The sequence below is a fragment of the Sphingomonas sp. FW306-05-A genome (genome assembly GCF_058782275.1).
The window spans coordinates 1,272,596-1,287,956 of record NZ_JBYSXN010000002.1 but is presented as its reverse complement, the minus strand read 5'-3'; the positions used below and the strand labels follow the sequence as shown (position 1 = coordinate 1,287,956).

The 15,361-nt window shown below is 65.8% G+C and carries 16 protein-coding genes; 14 read left to right on the top strand and 2 right to left on the bottom strand.

Going from position 1 to position 15,361, the window contains the following annotated elements; translation table 11 throughout:
* Window position 1 precedes the first annotated feature (1 nt).
* Window positions 2–730 (bottom strand): pyridoxine 5'-phosphate synthase, encoded by a 729-nt coding sequence (locus tag AC3WJR_RS14735; RefSeq protein WP_492725692.1) that lies wholly within the window; start codon window positions 728–730, stop codon window positions 2–4.
* On the bottom strand, window positions 727–1,308 hold the full coding sequence (gene pyrE, locus AC3WJR_RS14730; protein WP_492725691.1) for an orotate phosphoribosyltransferase: 582 nt from the start codon (window positions 1,306–1,308) through the stop codon (window positions 727–729). The genes AC3WJR_RS14735 and pyrE overlap by 4 nt, the downstream gene beginning before the upstream one ends.
* Window positions 1,309–1,530: 222 nt before the next feature.
* On the opposite strand from pyrE, the gene coxB reads away from it, so the two are divergent.
* From coxB to AC3WJR_RS14660, 14 genes are all read left to right on the top strand, one after another.
* Entirely contained in the window at window positions 1,531–2,646 is a 1,116-nt protein-coding gene (gene coxB / locus AC3WJR_RS14725; protein WP_492725690.1) for a cytochrome c oxidase subunit II, read from the top strand.
* Between the two features lie 3 nt (window positions 2,647–2,649).
* Window positions 2,650–4,311, top strand: a complete 1,662-nt coding sequence (gene ctaD, locus AC3WJR_RS14720) for a cytochrome c oxidase subunit I (RefSeq protein ID WP_277970547.1) — start codon at window positions 2,650–2,652, stop codon at window positions 4,309–4,311.
* Between the two features lie 131 nt (window positions 4,312–4,442).
* Window positions 4,443–5,348, top strand: coding sequence for a heme o synthase (locus AC3WJR_RS14715; RefSeq protein ID WP_492725689.1), 906 nt, complete (start codon window positions 4,443–4,445; stop codon window positions 5,346–5,348).
* A complete protein-coding gene (locus AC3WJR_RS14710) occupies window positions 5,345–5,509 on the top strand; it encodes a cytochrome c oxidase system small membrane protein (RefSeq protein ID WP_492725688.1) in 165 nt (54 codons plus the stop codon). The genes AC3WJR_RS14715 and AC3WJR_RS14710 overlap by 4 nt, the downstream gene beginning before the upstream one ends.
* Entirely contained in the window at window positions 5,506–6,063 is a 558-nt protein-coding gene (locus AC3WJR_RS14705; RefSeq protein WP_354278916.1) for a cytochrome c oxidase assembly protein, read from the top strand. The genes AC3WJR_RS14710 and AC3WJR_RS14705 overlap by 4 nt, the downstream gene beginning before the upstream one ends.
* A 48-nt stretch (window positions 6,064–6,111) precedes the next feature.
* Window positions 6,112–6,972 carry a cytochrome c oxidase subunit 3 gene (locus AC3WJR_RS14700; RefSeq protein WP_277970543.1) on the top strand — a complete coding sequence of 287 codons (861 nt, stop codon included), beginning with the start codon at window positions 6,112–6,114 and terminating at the stop codon, window positions 6,970–6,972.
* On the top strand, window positions 6,972–7,358 hold the full coding sequence (locus AC3WJR_RS14695) for a DUF983 domain-containing protein (RefSeq protein WP_492725687.1): 387 nt from the start codon (window positions 6,972–6,974) through the stop codon (window positions 7,356–7,358). Before AC3WJR_RS14700 ends, AC3WJR_RS14695 begins: the two co-directional genes overlap by 1 nt.
* Entirely contained in the window at window positions 7,355–7,990 is a 636-nt protein-coding gene (locus AC3WJR_RS14690; protein WP_492725686.1) for an SURF1 family protein, read from the top strand. Before AC3WJR_RS14695 ends, AC3WJR_RS14690 begins: the two co-directional genes overlap by 4 nt.
* Window positions 7,991–8,001: 11 nt before the next feature.
* Window positions 8,002–9,402 (top strand): threonine synthase, encoded by a 1,401-nt coding sequence (gene thrC / locus AC3WJR_RS14685; RefSeq protein ID WP_492725685.1) that lies wholly within the window; start codon window positions 8,002–8,004, stop codon window positions 9,400–9,402.
* 318 nt (window positions 9,403–9,720) lie between these two features.
* Window positions 9,721–10,584: an RsmD family RNA methyltransferase gene (locus tag AC3WJR_RS14680; protein ID WP_492725684.1), complete on the top strand. Its 864-nt coding sequence runs from the start codon at window positions 9,721–9,723 to the stop codon at window positions 10,582–10,584.
* A 211-nt stretch (window positions 10,585–10,795) separates the two neighbouring features.
* Entirely contained in the window at window positions 10,796–11,122 is a 327-nt protein-coding gene (locus AC3WJR_RS14675; protein ID WP_492725683.1) for a hypothetical protein, read from the top strand.
* Window positions 11,123–11,588: 466 nt separating this feature from the next.
* A complete protein-coding gene (locus AC3WJR_RS14670) occupies window positions 11,589–14,753 on the top strand; it encodes an intermembrane phospholipid transport YdbH family protein (RefSeq protein WP_492725682.1) in 3,165 nt (1,054 codons plus the stop codon).
* Window positions 14,754–14,800: 47 nt separating this feature from the next.
* Window positions 14,801–14,977: a YnbE family lipoprotein gene (locus AC3WJR_RS14665; RefSeq protein ID WP_354278921.1), complete on the top strand. Its 177-nt coding sequence runs from the start codon at window positions 14,801–14,803 to the stop codon at window positions 14,975–14,977.
* Window positions 14,977–15,351 (top strand): YdbL family probable chaperone protein, encoded by a 375-nt coding sequence (locus tag AC3WJR_RS14660; protein WP_492725681.1) that lies wholly within the window; start codon window positions 14,977–14,979, stop codon window positions 15,349–15,351. Before AC3WJR_RS14665 ends, AC3WJR_RS14660 begins: the two co-directional genes overlap by 1 nt.
* The last annotated feature ends 10 nt before the right edge of the window (window positions 15,352–15,361 follow it).

Here is a 15,361-nt window from a genome sequence, read left to right as displayed (position 1 = left end):
CTCACCGTGCCGCATCTATCGCGTCGCGCATCGCGCGGACCGCGTCGCCCAGACCGACGAAGATTGCATCGGCGATCAGGCTGTGGCCGATATTGAGCTCGCGGATCTGCGGGATCGCCGCGATCGGTGCGACATTGGCGAGCGTCAGCCCGTGGCCGGCATGGACCTCGATCCCGTTCTTGACGGCAAGCGCGGCAGCATCCGCAATGCGGCGGAGTTCGTCGGCCTGCGCCTCGCCTTCCAGATCGCAATAGCGCCCGGTGTGGAGTTCGACGACCGGCGCGCCGAGCCGGAGCGCGGCATCGATCTGCGCGGCGCTGGGTTCGACGAACAGCGAGACGCGGATCCCGGCGGCACCCAGTTGCGAAACCAGCGGCGCCAGCATCGCGAACTGCCCCGCCGCATCGAGCCCGCCCTCGGTGGTGCGTTCCTCGCGCTTTTCGGGGACGATGCACGCGGCGTGCGGACGGTGCCGCAGCGCGATCGCGAGCATCTCGTCGGTCGCCGCCATCTCGAGATTGAGCGGGATCGTCAATTCGGAGGAGAGGCGCGCGATATCGTCGTCGGTGATGTGCCGCCGGTCTTCGCGCAGGTGCGCGGTGATGCCGTCAGCCCTCGATTCGGCCGCGAGCAAGGCAGCGCGTACCGGATCGGGATAGCCCGACCCGCGCGCGTTGCGCACGGTCGCGACGTGATCAATGTTGACCCCCAGGCGGAGCACCTGCGTCATGCTGCGCGGCTGCCGGGCTTGATCGCGGGGATCGTGGCGAGCTCGGGTGGGAGCGCGTCGGCGCTGTAGGTCGGCACGTCGAGCCGGATCAAGGGATAGAAAGGAACGCCAAGATCGGCGGTGCCGTTCGACCGGTCGACCAGCGCGCCCGCCGCCACCGTCTCGCCGCCCGCCCGGGCGATCGCCGCGATCGCCTCTCGCGAGGACAGGCCGGTGGTGACGACGTCTTCCATCATGAAGACCTTGGTGCCCGGATCGAGGCGGAAACCGCGGCGCAGCTCGAACGTGCCCTCGGGGCGTTCAAGGAACATCGCCGGGACACCGAGTGCACGGCCCATCTCATGCCCGGCGATCACGCCGCCCATCGCGGGCGACACGACCGCGGCGATCTGCGCGCGGACATCCGCCGGAAGCCGCGCGACGAGGGCCTCGGCCAGCCGTGCGCCGCGTGCCGGGTCCATCAGGACCCGCGCGCATTGCAGATAGCGCGACGAGCGCAAACCCGATGACAGGATGAAATGGCCCTCCAGCAATGCCTCGGCAGCGCGGAATTCGGCGAGAACATCGTCTTCGGTCATGGCATGCGGTCCAGTGATTGCGCGCGTGATTTTCGGGCCTGATTACGAGCGCGGATAGACGCCCGGATAGACGGAGGCAACGATCGCGCCATAAAAAGGACACGCGCGGGTTGAGGCATCGGCCTAGTCCGCTTATAGCCCTAAAAGAAAAGGGCGTATCCCCGCCTGGTCGTCGTCCGGAAAAGCCGACAGAGTCGCAAAGGGTAGATGCAGAGGATGCGTATGATCGGGATGAAATCGATCGTGATGGCGGCGGGCCTCGCGATGATTGGTACAGGCGCAGTACAGGCGGCGCCGCAAGCCGCTCCGGTCGTGACCGTCACCAAACCCGAGCTCGTCGCGGCTCCCGCGGCAGCCGCTGCCGCGCCGGTTGCCGCCGAAGCGACCGACCCGATGCTCGCGGTCGATGGCGCACCGGCAATGGCGATCGATCCGACGATCGGCCAGCCCGTCCCCGGCCATATCTCGCTCCAGCCGCAGGTGACCAAGACCGGCCGTCAGGCGGCGTGGTTCCACAATGCGCTGCTGATGCCGGTCATCACCGTCATTTCGCTGTTCGTGCTCGCCCTGCTCGGGCTGGTGATCGTGCGGTTCCGCCGGGCCAAGAACCCGGTCGCGTCCAAGACCTCGCACAATACGATCCTCGAAGTCGCGTGGACCGGCATTCCGGTGCTGATCCTGCTCGGGCTTGCCTTGCCGTCGATCGGTCTGCTTCAGGCCCAGTACAAGCCCGCGCCGAAGGATGCGGTTGTGCTCAAGGCGATCGGCAACCAATGGTATTGGTCTTACGAATACCCCGGCAACGGGGGCTTCTCGATCACGTCGAACATGCTGAAAGAAGCCAATGAAGTCGGCAAGGGCGAGCGCGCGCGCACTGCGATCGACGGGCCGCGCCTGCTTGCGACCGATACGCGCGTCGTGCTGCCGGTCGGCGTGCCGATCCGGCTGATCACTACCTCAAACGACGTCATCCACAGCTGGGAAATTCCGGCGTTCTGGATCAAGCTCGATGCGATCCCGGGTCGCCTCAACGAGACGAGCTTCACGATCGAGAAGGAGGGCGTCTATTTCGGCGTCTGTTCCGAACTGTGCGGCGCGCGGCATGGCTATATGCCGATCACCGTGCAGGCGGTGAAGCCGGCCGTGTTCGCGCAGTGGGTCAAGGCCAAGGGTGGCACGATGCCGGGTAACGGCGCAGCCGCCGCCGAAGTCGCCAAAACGCCTTCCGCCGTAGAAACTGGCGAGCCGACCGAAGTGGGCAATGCCGCGGCCGAGGCGCTACCCGCCGAGGCCCCCGTCGCCGGTGCCATCCCCGCCAACACTTCCGCAGGGAACTGAGTCATGACCGACACCGCTCTCACCCCGAGCGCCTTCGAGGCGCATCATGACGATGCCCACGCGCATGACACGCACGAGATGTCGTTCTTTGCGCGCTGGTTCATGTCGACCAACCACAAGGACATCGGGACGCTGTACCTGATCTTCGCGATCGTCGCGGGGATCATCGGTGGTGGCATTTCGGGCCTGATGCGCGCCGAGCTGGCGCATCCGGGCATCCAGTATCTCGGGTACTGGGCGAGCTTCTTGCCCGGTGGCGAGCAAGGTCTCGATCATTCGCTTCACCTGTGGAACGTGCTGATTACCGCGCACGGCCTGATCATGGTGTTCTTCATGGTGATGCCCGCGATGATCGGCGGGTTCGGCAACTGGTTCGTGCCGATCATGATCGGCGCGCCCGATATGGCGTTCCCGCGGATGAACAACGTGTCGTTCTGGCTGCTCATCCCCGCCTTCACGCTGCTGCTGGCGTCGCCGTTCTTCGGCGGTGCAGGCAATGGCTGGACGCTCTACGCGCCGCTCTCGACCTACGGCGAGCCGGGGCCGTCGACCGACATGGCGATTCTCGCGCTCCACCTTGCGGGCGCATCGTCGATCCTCGGCGCGATCAATTTCATCACGACGATCTTCAACATGCGCGCGCCGGGCATGACGCTGCACAAGATGCCGCTGTTCGTGTGGTCGGTGCTGGTCACCGCCTTCCTGCTGTTGCTGGCACTTCCGGTGCTCGCCGCCGCGATCACGATGCTGCTGACCGACCGTAATTTCGGCACGACCTTCTTCGATCCGGCCGGTGGTGGCGATCCGGTGCTGTACCAGCATCTGTTCTGGTTCTTCGGTCACCCCGAAGTCTACATTATGATTCTGCCGGGCTTCGGCATCGTCAGCCAGGTGATCTCGACCTTCTCGAAGAAGCCCGTCTTCGGCTATCTCGGCATGGCGTATGCCATGGTCGCGATCGGCGTGGTCGGCTTCGTCGTGTGGGCGCACCACATGTTCACGACCGGTCTCAGCGTGAACACCAAGATGTACTTCACCGCAGCGACGATGGTGATCGCGGTGCCGACCGGCATCAAGATCTTCTCGTGGATCGCGACGATGTGGGGTGGCTCGCTCACCTTCAAGACGCCGATGCTGTGGGCGATCGGGTTCATCTTCATGTTCACCGTCGGCGGCGTGACCGGCGTCGTGCTCGCCAACGGCGGCATCGATGACTACATGCAGGACAGCTATTATGTGGTGGCGCATTTCCACTACGTTCTGTCGCTGGGTGCGGTGTTCTCGCTGTTCTGCGGCTTCTATTACTGGTTCCCGAAGATGTCGGGGAAGATGTACAACGAGTTCCTCGGCCAGGTGCACTATTGGGTGTTCTTCCTGGGCGTGAACGTGATGTTCTTCCCGATGCACTTCCTGGGCCTCCAGAACATGCAGCGCCGCGTGCCGGACTATGCCGATGCGCTCGCGCAGTGGAACTGGGTCGCGAGCATCGGCTACATGATCATGGCCGCGTCGATGGTGGTGTTCTTCGTCAACGTTATCATGTCGCTGATGTCGGGCAAGAAGGCCGGCGACAGCCCGTGGGGCGAAGGCGCGACGACGCTCGAATGGACGCTGTCGAGCCCGCCGCCATATCACCAGTTCGAGACGCTCCCGCGGATCGACTGACCTTTTCTCTCCCCTCTCGCGTGCGGGAGGGGTAGGGGTGAGCTCGCGCGCTGCTCCGAACGACTCCGCCAGGGGATAGCGCGAGCCCACCCCCAGCCCCTCCCGTGAGCGGGAGGGGAGGATCTTTGTAAATGACTGTTGTGACCGTTTCGAACCCAAGCCTTCCTGCCGACTGGCGCGACTTCTTTGCGCTCACCAAGCCGCGCGTGATGCGTTCGGTCGTGTTCACGGCGCTGTGCGGGATGCTTGCCGCGCCGGCTTCGCTGCCGCCCGTGCTTGCCTTCACCGCGATCCTTGCGATCGCGCTCGCAGCGGGCGCTGCCGGTGCGCTGAACCAATGGTATGAGTCCGACATCGATGCGCTGATGAAGCGCACCGCCAAACGTCCGCTCCCCGCGGGCAAGATGGAGCGCGAGACCGCGCTTCAGTTCGGCGTGGCGCTCGGGGTTTTCTCGGTGCTGCTGATGGGGCTTGCGATCAACATCCCCGCTGCCGTGCTGCTCGCGGTGTCGATCCTGTTCTACGTGCTCGTCTATACCGTCGGTCTCAAACGGCTGACCCCGCAGAACATCGTGATCGGCGGCGCGGCGGGCGCGTTTCCGCCGCTGATCGGCTGGGTCGCGGCGACGGGCTCGGTCTCGGCGCTGCCGCTGCTGATGTTCGCGATCATCTTCCTGTGGACCCCGCCGCACAGCTGGGCGCTCGCGCTGCTGATCCGTGACGATTACGCCAAGGGCGGCGTGCCGATGCTTCCGGTCGTCGCGAGCGCAAAGACGACGCGCGCGCAAATGCTGTTCTACGCGGTGCTGATGACCGCCGCCGCGATCTCGCCCTGGCCGCTCGGGCTGTCGGGGTCGCTTTACGGCATCGTCGCCTCGGTCTTGTCGGTGATTTTCCTGGGCCTCACCGTTTGGGTCGTCGTCCAGCGCGCCGAAACGCCGGCGACGATGAAGGCCGAACGCTGGCTGTTCGTTTATTCGATCGGCTATATCCTCGCGATCTTCGCGACCCTTGCGACCGATCGGTGCCTGGCATGAACGAGCTTCCCGACCCGACCACGCAAGCAGCCCTCGTCCGCAAGCGGCAGCGTGCACGCGCGACGGCGCTGGCGATTATCCTCTTCGCATTCGTGATCCTCGTGTTCGCGATCAGCATCGCCAAGATCAAGGCGGGGATGCCGGGGATGCCGCACCAATGATCAGTCGGATCGCCCGGATGGATCGCAAGCTGCGTACCGCGCTGCTCGCGGTGCTGGGGATCTGCTTCATGAGCGGGCTCGGCTGGGCGAGCATCCCGCTGTACCGGATGTTCTGCCAAGCGACCGGCCTGAACGGCACGACGCAGCGCGGGACGGTCGCGCCGGGGGCGATCAAGAACCACCAGATCCGGGTCGACTTCGACACCAACGTCGCGCCGCACATGCCGTGGAAGTTCCTGCCCGAAAACCCGTATGACACGGTCGACGTCGGCGCGCGCGACATGGCGTTCTTCACCGCGACCAACACGTCGAACAAGCCGATCACGGGAACCGCGACGTTCAACGTGACACCCGCACAGGCGGGCAAGTACTTCACCAAGATCCAGTGCTTCTGCTTCACCCAGCAGACCCTGCAACCGGGCGAGACCGCGCGGATGCCGGTGATCTTCTTCGTCGATCCCAAGATCCTGCAGGATCCGGATGCGAGCGACGTCGAGACGATTACACTAAGCTACACGTTTTACCCGGTGGATTCGGCGAAAGCCAAAAGCTAGGGTACGAAAAATTCGATCGATCCAACGATCACACGACGGGGATGCAACATGGCCGGTGCCAAGAACCACGATTATCACATCCTGCCACCGAGCATTTGGCCGCTGGCCGGATCGATGGCGGCGCTGGCGATGGCGGCGGGCGGAATCATGTGGATGCATTCCGCGGTCGGCGGCGGGCTGCTGTTCTACGCCGGGCTCGCGGGCGTGCTCGCGGTGATGTACGGCTGGTGGCGTCAGGTCGTGATCGAGGCGAACGCGGGTGATCATACCCCGGTCGTTCAGCTCCATCTCCGCTACGGGATGATCCTGTTCATCGCGTCCGAGGTCATGTTCTTCGTTGGCTGGTTCTGGGCGTTCTTCGACTTCTCCCTGTTTCCGGCGGGAATCCAGGTGCTCGACGGCAAGGTCAGCCTGATCGCGGATGTCGCCAATGGCGTTGGCCAATGGCCGCCCAAGGGGCTGGAGGTGATCGACGCCTTCAAGTTCCCGCTGCTCAACACGCTGATCCTGCTGACCAGCGGCACCACCGTCACCTGGGCGCATCACGCGCTGATCCATGGCGATCGCGACGGGCTCAAGAAGGGCCTGTGGGCGACGATCATCCTGGGGCTGATCTTCAGCTCGATTCAGGCGTTCGAATATTCGGAAGCGCCGTTCCCGTTCAAGGGGCTGAACTATGGCGCGGCCTTCTTCATGTCGACCGGGTTCCACGGCTTCCACGTGATGATCGGGACGATCTTCCTGATCGTCTGCCTGGTGCGCGTGTACCGCGGCGACTTCACCCCCAAGCAGCATTTCGGCTTCGAAGCGGCGGCGTGGTACTGGCACTTCGTTGACGTCGTTTGGCTGTTCCTGTTCGTTACCGTCTATGTCTGGGGCGGCTGGGGCGCGCCGGTCCATAGCGGGTGATGCCGCCCGAGCGGGCCGAGACCTTCGTCGCGCCGGACCAGATTGCCGCCGCGGTGAAGGGGCTTTGCCCGCGCTGCGGCGCGCCGGGGCTGTTTCGCGGCTGGCTCGATTTCGCTGCGAAATGCCCGCGGTGTGGATTGGATTATAACGCGTTCAACGTCGGCGACGGGCCGGCGGCGATCCTCACGCTGGTGCTGGGCGCACTGATCGTGGGCGTCGCGATCTGGATCCAGCTGGCGTGGGGGCCGCCGATCTGGCTGCAACTGATTATCTGGTTGCCGATCACGGTGTTCGGCGTGGTCGGGTCGCTCCGCGTCGCCAAGGCGGCGTTGCTGGGAGCGGAATATCGCAACGCGGCGCATGAAGGGCGGATCACCCCACCATGAAGCGTGTGCCTGTCGTTCCGACGATCCTCGTTGCGCTGGCAATCGTGGCTATGGTTGCACTTGGCGTGTGGCAGCTCCAGCGCCGTACCGAGAAGGCCGCGATGCTGGTGCATTATGCACGTAACACGGTGTTGCCGCCGGTCGCCTTCCCGGCGATCCCAATCGACGACACCCTTTTATTCCGTCGTTCCAGTGCCTTGTGCCTGTCGCCGACCAGTTTCTCGGTCGAGGGCGGGCGCAATGCGCGCGGTGGTACCGGCTGGCGTCAGATCGCGCGGTGCAGCACCGGCGCGGAAGGCCCGGGCTTCACGGTCCAGCTCGGGTTCGGCAAGGATCCGCACGCCAAGCCGTCGTGGAAGGGTGGGCTCGTCACCGGCTATATCAGCCATGCGCCCGATCATCAGCCGTTGATCGCGGGGATGTTCGGGCGTGCCGCACCCCGGACCCTGATGCTCGTGGCAGACCCGCCGCTGGCCGGACTCGACCCCAATCCGCAGCCCGATCTGTCGGCGGTACCCAACAACCATCTCGCTTATGCGGTACAATGGTTCGTCTTCGCGGCGATTGCCGCAATAATCTATGCGCTTGCGCTGAGACGGCGCACGGTTGCCGAGTCGGACGCATCCCGCTAACCGCAGTTCCCATGCGCTACATCAGCACGCGCGGCACTGCGCCGGCACTAGATTTCCGTGACGTAACCCTCGCCGGGCTGGCGAGCGACGGCGGATTGTACCTCCCCGATAGCTGGCCGACGTTCAGCCCCGAGCAAATTGCGGGAATGCGGGGGCTTTCCTATGTCGAGACTGCGGTGCAGGTGATGCTCCCGTTCGTCGGCGATGCGCTGACCGAGGAGGATCTCCGCGGATTGTGCACCGAGGCCTACGGTCGCTTCTCGCATGCCGCGGTCGTGCCGCTGGTGCAGTTGGATGCGCAGCACTGGTTGCTCGAGCTGTTCCACGGGCCGACGCTGGCGTTCAAAGACGTCGCTTTGCAGCTGCTCGGGTTGCTGTTTGAGCGCTTTTTAACCGGAACCAGCCAGCAATTGACCGTGATTGGCGCGACTTCGGGCGATACCGGGTCGGCGGCGATCGATGCACTCGCGGGGCGCGCCGGGGTCGATGTGTTCATGCTCCACCCCAAGGGCCGCGTGTCGGACGTCCAGCGGCGCCAGATGACCACCGTGATCGCGCCCAACATCTATAATATCGCGCTCGAGGATTCGAGCTTCGACGATGCGCAGGCGCTGGTGAAGGCGATGTTCAACGACGACGCCTTCTCGGGCAGGTTCGCGCTGTCGGCGGTCAATTCGATCAACTGGGCGCGGCTGATGGCGCAGGTGGTCTATTATTTCTACTCGGCGGTCCGGCTCGGCGCGCCCGAGCGACCGGTTGCCTTTTCGGTCCCGACCGGCAATTTCGGCGATGTGTTCGCAGGCTATGTCGCGGCGAAGATGGGGTTGCCGGTCGCCAAGCTGATCGTCGCGACCAACGTCAACGACATCCTCGCGCGTGCGCTTTCGACCGGGGATTATTCGAGCCGGAGCGTCATCCCGACGCCGAGCCCGTCGATGGACATTCAGGTGTCGAGCAACTTCGAACGCCTGCTGTTCGATCTCGGCGGGCGCGACGGGCATGCGCTCACCGCGCAGATGCAGGGGTTCGAGGCGTCGCGCGCGATGCAGCTGACCAATGCGCAGCGCAACGGCGCGGCCTCGCTGTTCGCGAGCGACAGCGTGGATCTCGACGACATGGCGCTGGCGATGCGGCGGACGTGGGAGCGCAGCGGGCAGGTGATGGACCCGCATACCGCGATCGGCCTTGCCGCCGCGCGCCGCGCTGATTTGCCTGCGGATGTGCCGATCGTCACGCTCGCGACCGCGCATCCCGCCAAGTTCCGCGACGCGGTCGAGCGCGCGACCGGGCAGCGCCCGGGCCTGCCGCCGCGGATCGGCGATTTGTTCGACCGCGAGGAACGCTATGACACGTTGCCGGGGACGTTCGAGGCGGTGACCGCGTATATCGCCGAGCGGGCGACGGCAAAATGACAGCGCGTTGCTGTGTCGCTCTCTCCCCTCCCTGGAAGGGAGGGGCCGGGGGTGGGTCGGCTCGTGGCGGAACCTGCCCTCTCTTCACACCGACCCACCCCCAGCCCCTCCCTTTCAGGGAGGGGAGGAGCTTCGCATGACGCTTGTCTCTCTTCTTGCTGAACGGTCTGGCCGGGCGGTATCGGCAGGGCACAACGCCGCTGTCTCCCCTCCCTGGAAGGGAGGGGCCGGGGGTGGGTCGGCTCGTGGCGGAGCCTGCCCTCTCTTCATACTGACCCACCGCCAACCCCTCCCTTCCAGGGAGGGGAGGAACTTCGCATGACGCTTATTACTCTCATTACCGAACCCTGGGCCGACTATGGGCTGGTCGACTCCGGCCATGGCCGTAAGCTCGAGCGCTATGGCCGCTTCCGCTTCATCCGGCCCGAGCCGCAGGCGATGTGGGCGCCCGCGTCCGATCGCTGGGAAGCCGATGGCGACTTCATCGGTGCGTCCGATGAGGATGGCGGGGGCAAGTGGCATCTGTCGAAGGACGTGCCGCGCGGGGGCTGGCATGTGCGCTGGGAGGAACTGCTGTTCCTCGCGCAGAACACGCCGTTCCGGCACCTCGCCTTCTTCCCCGACATGGCCGCGCAATGGGCGTGGATGCGCGGAGGCGTGGCCGAGGGGGACGAGGTGCTCAACCTGTTCGGCTATACCGGGGTCGGTACGCTCGCGCTCGCGGCGAAGGGCGCGCGGATGACGCATGTCGATGCGTCGAAGAAATCGGTCGAGGCGGGCAAGTCCAACGCGTTCCTGTCCGACATGGCGGATCGCCCGATCCGCTGGATGGTCGACGATGCGGCCAAGTTCGCTGCGCGCGAAGTGCGGCGCGGGCGGCGCTACGACGGGATCTTCCTCGATCCGCCCAAGTTCGGGCGCGGGCCGGAGGGCGAAGTGTGGCGGCTGGAGGAGAATCTCCCGGCGCTGATCGCGGATTGCCGCGCTTTGCTCGATGCGGAGAGCAAGTTCCTGGTGCTGACGGTCTATGCGGTGCGGATGTCCGCGCTCGCGATCGGCGAACTGGTGCGGCAGGCGTTGGCGGATCTTGGCGGGACGGTCGAGGTCGGCGAGATGGCGGTGCGCGAGGAAGCGCGCGGGTTGCTGCTGCCGACTGCGATCTTCGTGCGCTGGTCGAAATAGCGGTGGCTTCTTCGCATTGGCCCGTTCGTGGCGAGCGCCGTCGAGACACGTGCAGTGTGCCCGGCTTCTCGACTTCGCTCGAAGCGAACGGGGAGAGGCGGGTTTCTCACTTTCGGCCGTAGTTTTATGAAGCGGCTTGGCTGCTAACGCCCAATAGCGGACTATGAGCTTTGCTGCTAAGATTAGTGTTATGGCAACGAGGCACACAGGTATGACCCTGCTAACCAGTCTAACGGTTTTTGCGCCAACGCTGGCTATCGTATTGTTCGCCGATGCTCGCTTAAAGCGCGAGGCGAGTCGGGGGCAGCTGAAGGTTGGTGGCCTTCTACTATTGCTAACTGCGTTGCCGATTATTGGTCTTTTTAGCTTTGTCCCCGGAGGGTCGCTCTCCGATGTTCCGCTGTCGATCAAACCTCAAGTCGACTACATTCTGACGTTGGCTCTTTCACCAGTCATTGCGGTGCTTGTGCTTGCTGTGTCTCTGATTGGGCGAGGCTTGTGGAAGTCCGATCGTCAGCAGGATCAGAGCAGCAGCTAACCACCAATTTTTGCCGTTCAGCCTGATCCGTCGGTTGCCTACATTTTAGGGGGCAGGCCTCCCCCTACCGTCATCGCCGCGACGGCGGGGATCCATACTGGCTGACTGCGCAGTATTGGACAGACGGTGCTAATGGATTCCTGCCTACGCGGGAATGACGGACGGGTTACGAGGAATTCCGCCCCGGACCGTCATTGCCGCAACGGCAGCTTCCACCAATTTCGGCCGTTCGGCGGTTGTTCCGAACCGGTCGGTTATAGGTACGCGACGTAGTCCCTCCATCCGTACGGGCTGAGCGCAGTAGCAGCCGCGTTCGCACTCCGGCTGGCGCGGCGCTGCGCCCTTCGACGGCGCGCACCGTCAACAATGCTGTGGCTGTGCATGGCAAGCAAAGCGCAACGGCGGTTGAACAACCGGCGCGTCCGGTTAAGGTCTCGGGGCAGGCACTGCGGGTGACGATGACGGCGTGACGGACGATATCCCCGAGGAATCGGTCTTGCCCGTGGCGACGGCGCGGCGTCGTCCTGTGGCGCGCCGGGTTCTGCTTGGCGTGCTGCTGCTGATCGTCGTGCTGCTGGCGGTGCTGTGGGTCGAGCGCAAGCGCGTCGCGGAGCATTTCATCGACGATGCGCTGCGCGCCGCGAAGGTGCCCGCGCGGTATGAAGTCGCGCAGATCGGCTTGCATACGCAGCGGCTGACCAATGTGCGGATCGGTGACCCTGCGCGGCCCGATCTGGTCGCGGACTGGGTCGAGGTGGATACCACGCTGGGGTTTACGGGCGTCGGTGTGGGGGCGATCCGCGCCGGGCATGTCGCATTGCGCGCGACGCTGAAGGACGCGAAGGTCTCGTTCGGGGCGATCGATCGGCTGCTTCCGGCACCCTCGGGCAAGCCGTTCGCGCTACCCGCTGTCCGCGCGGAAATCGCCGATGGCCGGATCGCGCTGGCGACGCCTTATGGTCCGGTGGCGCTACGCGTTGCGGGGCGTGGGCGGTTGAACGACGGGTTCCAGGGCACGCTCGGCGCGCGGGCGGCGGCGCTCGACTTCGGGCGATGCACGATTGCGGGGCTCGATGCGGCGCTCGCGCTGCGGATCGATGCGGCGCGGCCGAGCGTGACGGGGCCGCTCGCGATGGAGCGTGGGACGTGCAATAATGTGCGCGTTGCCGAGGCACGCGTCGACCTGACGCTTGCGCTCGGGCTGACGCTCGATCATTTCAAGGGAAAGGCGAACCTGGCGCTGGGGGAGGTCACCGGCAGCGGCGTGCACGCCGATCGCGTGACCGGACCGGTCGTGTTCGCCGGATCGATGGATGACGTGTCCGGTTCGGTCGATCTCGCGTCGGGCGGAATCGCGGCGTCCGATGTCCGCGCCGCGGGGGCGGGCGTCGCGGGCCGGTATCGCTATGCCGACGACGGGTTCGCGTTCGACGGGCGCGTGCGCGCGAACCGGGCTGCGGTGCCCGCCGCATTGCTCGCGCGCGCCGCGCCGTTGCGGTCTGTCGGGGCGGGAACGCCGATCGGGCCGCTGGCTGCGCGCTTGGGGGACGCGTTGCAAGCCGCTGGGCAATCGATCGACGCGACGGCGGCGATCTCCGCGATCATCAACGGCAAGCGCGGCCAGATCGTCGTGTCGCGGCTCGACGTGGCGAGTGCGTCGGGTGCGCAGGCGACGGTGTCGGGCGATAGCGGGGTCGTCTATCGCTGGCCGGGCGGCTTGCGGCTTCAGGGCGATGCGGTCGTTTCCGGGGGCGGGCTTCCGTCGCTGCGCGCGACGATCGCGCAAGCCGGGCCGGACGCGCCGATCGTCGGGCGCGCGGTGGTCGCGCCGTATGCGGCGGGGAATGCGCTGTTGGAATTGGCGCCGGTGACCTTCTCGGTCGGGGGCAAGGGTGCGAGCCATATTGAGACCCGCGTCGCGCTGAGCGGACCGATCGGCGACGGGCGAGTCGATGCGCTCGCGCTGCCGATCGATGCGCGCTGGGACGGTCGGGGTGCGCTGACGGTCAATCCGGCTTGTGCGGCCGTAGGATTTGCGCGGCTGCGGACCAACGGGCTCGACCTGCCGCGCTCGGCGGTGACGGTGTGCCCGCAGGACGGCGCGCTGGTGCGCCTTGCGGGCGGCAAGCTGAGCGGCGGAGGGCGGATCGGGAGCGCGCGGCTGGCGGGAAGCCTTGGCGCGTCGCCGGTGTCGCTTGCGCTCGCCCATGCCGGTTGGACGCTCGCGGACGGGCGGTTCGGCGTCAGCGGCGTCGCGCTGCGGCTGGGCGCGCCCGAGCGCGTGACGAGGCTCGATATCGCCGACCTCTCCGGAAGCTTTGCGGCGGGCGGGCTTGGCGGGCGCTTTACGGGGGCGGGCGGGCAGATCGGGGCGGTGCCGCTCGTGCTGTCGGGCGCGGCGGGCGGCTGGCGGTTCGGGGGCGGGGTGCTGTCGCTCGACGGGGCGATGGCGGTCGCGGATGCGGCGGCGGTCGCGCGGTTCCGGCCGATGGCGGCGCGCGACGTGACGCTGGCGTTGAAGGCGGGCCGGATCACCGCGGGCGGTGCGCTGTACGAGCCGACGCAGAACGTACGGCTCGCCGATGTCGCGATCGTGCATGATCTCACCCCCGGCACCGGCCATGCCGATCTGACCGTGCCCGGACTCACGTTCGGGCCGAAGTTCCAGCCCGAGCTGCTCACGCCGCTGACGCTGGGCGTGGTGGCCGATGTCGTGGGGACGGTGACGGGCGAAGGGCATATCCGCTGGAGCCCGCAGGACCTGACCAGCGACGGCGTGTTCCGCACCGCCAACACCGATCTCGCCGCCGCCTTCGGTCCGGTGACGGGGATAGCGGGCGAGCTGCGCTTCACCGATCTGCTCGCGCTGGCGACCGCGCCGGGGCAGCTGGTGACGATCAAGAGCATCAACCCCGGCGTCGCGGTGACCGACGGGACGATTCGCTATCAGTTGCTGCCCGGCACGCGAATCGCGGTCGAGGACGGGCGCTGGCCGTTCGCTGGGGGATCGCTGCGACTCGACCCGACCGTGCTCGACTTCGGATCGGCGCAGGAGCGGCGCATGACCTTCCACGTGAGCGGCATGGAAGCGGCGCAATTCCTCCAGCAGTTCGACTTCAAGAACCTCGATGCGACCGGCGTGTTCGACGGGGTGTTGCCGATGGTGTTCGATGCGACCGGCGGGCGAATCACCGACGGGCGACTCGTGGTGCGGGAAGGCGGCGGGTCGATCGCCTATGTCGGCGAGCTTTCGCAAAAGGACCTGGGATTCTGGGGCAATTATGCGTTCCAGGCGCTCAAGGCGCTGCGCTACCGCAATTTGTCGCTGGTGATGAACGGGCCTTTGGCGGGCGAGATGCTGACCCAGGTCAAATTCTCGGGGATCAGCCAGGGCAAGGGAGCGAAGCGCAATTTCCTGTTCGACCGGCTCCAGAAGCTGCCGCTGGTGTTCAATATCCGGATCAGCGCGCCCTTCCGGCAGCTGATTGATTCGGCACAGAGTTTCTACGACCCCAAACGCCTGATCGAGCGCAACCTCCCGAGTTTGCTGCTGGAACAGGACAAGCAGGCGAAAGCCCCCACGGTGGGGCCGCCTGTTATTCAGCCTCCGGAAAGCAGGATCGTGCCATGAGCGAAACAGGATTGACGACGGACATGGGACGACCGACCACCACACGTATGAAATGGACGATATCGATGACGGGCCTGACGATGGCGCTGACGGGTTGTGTCAGCATCAATGCGCCGGACAAGCCGATCGAGATCAACCTGAACATCAACGTGAAGCAGGAGGTCGTCTACCGGCTCGACAATCAGGCCAAGACGGTGATCCAGTCAAACCCAGGGATTTTCTGATGCGTACGTGGAAAATGGCGGCGATGCTCGCCGCGGCAGTGTTGTTGGGAACGGCGAGCGTCGCGCTGGCGCAGGACGACTGGAAGGCCGCGCGCGCCGCCGGGCAGATCGGCGAGCAGCCCGACGGCTATCTGGGCGTGGTCGGTGCGTCGACGCCGGCGCTGGCGGCGCTGGTCGCGCACGTCAACATCCAGCGCAAGTCGGTCTACACGCGCGAAGCGGCGGCGAACAATGCGACGGTCGAGGACTTTGCGTTCACGTCCGGGTGTAACCTGATCGCCAAGACGTCGCCGGGGGACAAGTATCGCGCGCCGGGTGGCGCTTGGAAGACGCGTGGGGCGGGTGCTCCGGAGCGGGATTCGCGCTGTTTGTAATATAGTCCAA

Bases quoted from the DNA above. Each gene is read 5' to 3' on its own strand.
- AC3WJR_RS14735 (WP_492725692.1), bottom strand. From the start codon at position 730: ATGACGCAGGTGCTCCGCCTGGGGGTCAACATTGATCACGTCGCGACC.
- pyrE (WP_492725691.1), bottom strand. From the start codon at position 1,308: ATGACCGAAGACGATGTTCTCGCCGAATTCCGCGCTGCCGAGGCATTG.
- coxB (WP_492725690.1), top strand. From the start codon at position 1,531: ATGATCGGGATGAAATCGATCGTGATGGCGGCGGGCCTCGCGATGATT.
- ctaD (WP_277970547.1), top strand. From the start codon at position 2,650: ATGACCGACACCGCTCTCACCCCGAGCGCCTTCGAGGCGCATCATGAC.
- AC3WJR_RS14715 (WP_492725689.1), top strand. From the start codon at position 4,443: ATGACTGTTGTGACCGTTTCGAACCCAAGCCTTCCTGCCGACTGGCGC.
- AC3WJR_RS14710 (WP_492725688.1), top strand. From the start codon at position 5,345: ATGAACGAGCTTCCCGACCCGACCACGCAAGCAGCCCTCGTCCGCAAG.
- AC3WJR_RS14705 (WP_354278916.1), top strand. From the start codon at position 5,506: ATGATCAGTCGGATCGCCCGGATGGATCGCAAGCTGCGTACCGCGCTG.
- AC3WJR_RS14700 (WP_277970543.1), top strand. From the start codon at position 6,112: ATGGCCGGTGCCAAGAACCACGATTATCACATCCTGCCACCGAGCATT.
- AC3WJR_RS14695 (WP_492725687.1), top strand. From the start codon at position 6,972: ATGCCGCCCGAGCGGGCCGAGACCTTCGTCGCGCCGGACCAGATTGCC.
- AC3WJR_RS14690 (WP_492725686.1), top strand. From the start codon at position 7,355: ATGAAGCGTGTGCCTGTCGTTCCGACGATCCTCGTTGCGCTGGCAATC.
- thrC (WP_492725685.1), top strand. From the start codon at position 8,002: ATGCGCTACATCAGCACGCGCGGCACTGCGCCGGCACTAGATTTCCGT.
- AC3WJR_RS14680 (WP_492725684.1), top strand. From the start codon at position 9,721: ATGACGCTTATTACTCTCATTACCGAACCCTGGGCCGACTATGGGCTG.
- AC3WJR_RS14675 (WP_492725683.1), top strand. From the start codon at position 10,796: ATGACCCTGCTAACCAGTCTAACGGTTTTTGCGCCAACGCTGGCTATC.
- AC3WJR_RS14665 (WP_354278921.1), top strand. From the start codon at position 14,801: ATGAAATGGACGATATCGATGACGGGCCTGACGATGGCGCTGACGGGT.
- AC3WJR_RS14660 (WP_492725681.1), top strand. From the start codon at position 14,977: ATGCGTACGTGGAAAATGGCGGCGATGCTCGCCGCGGCAGTGTTGTTG.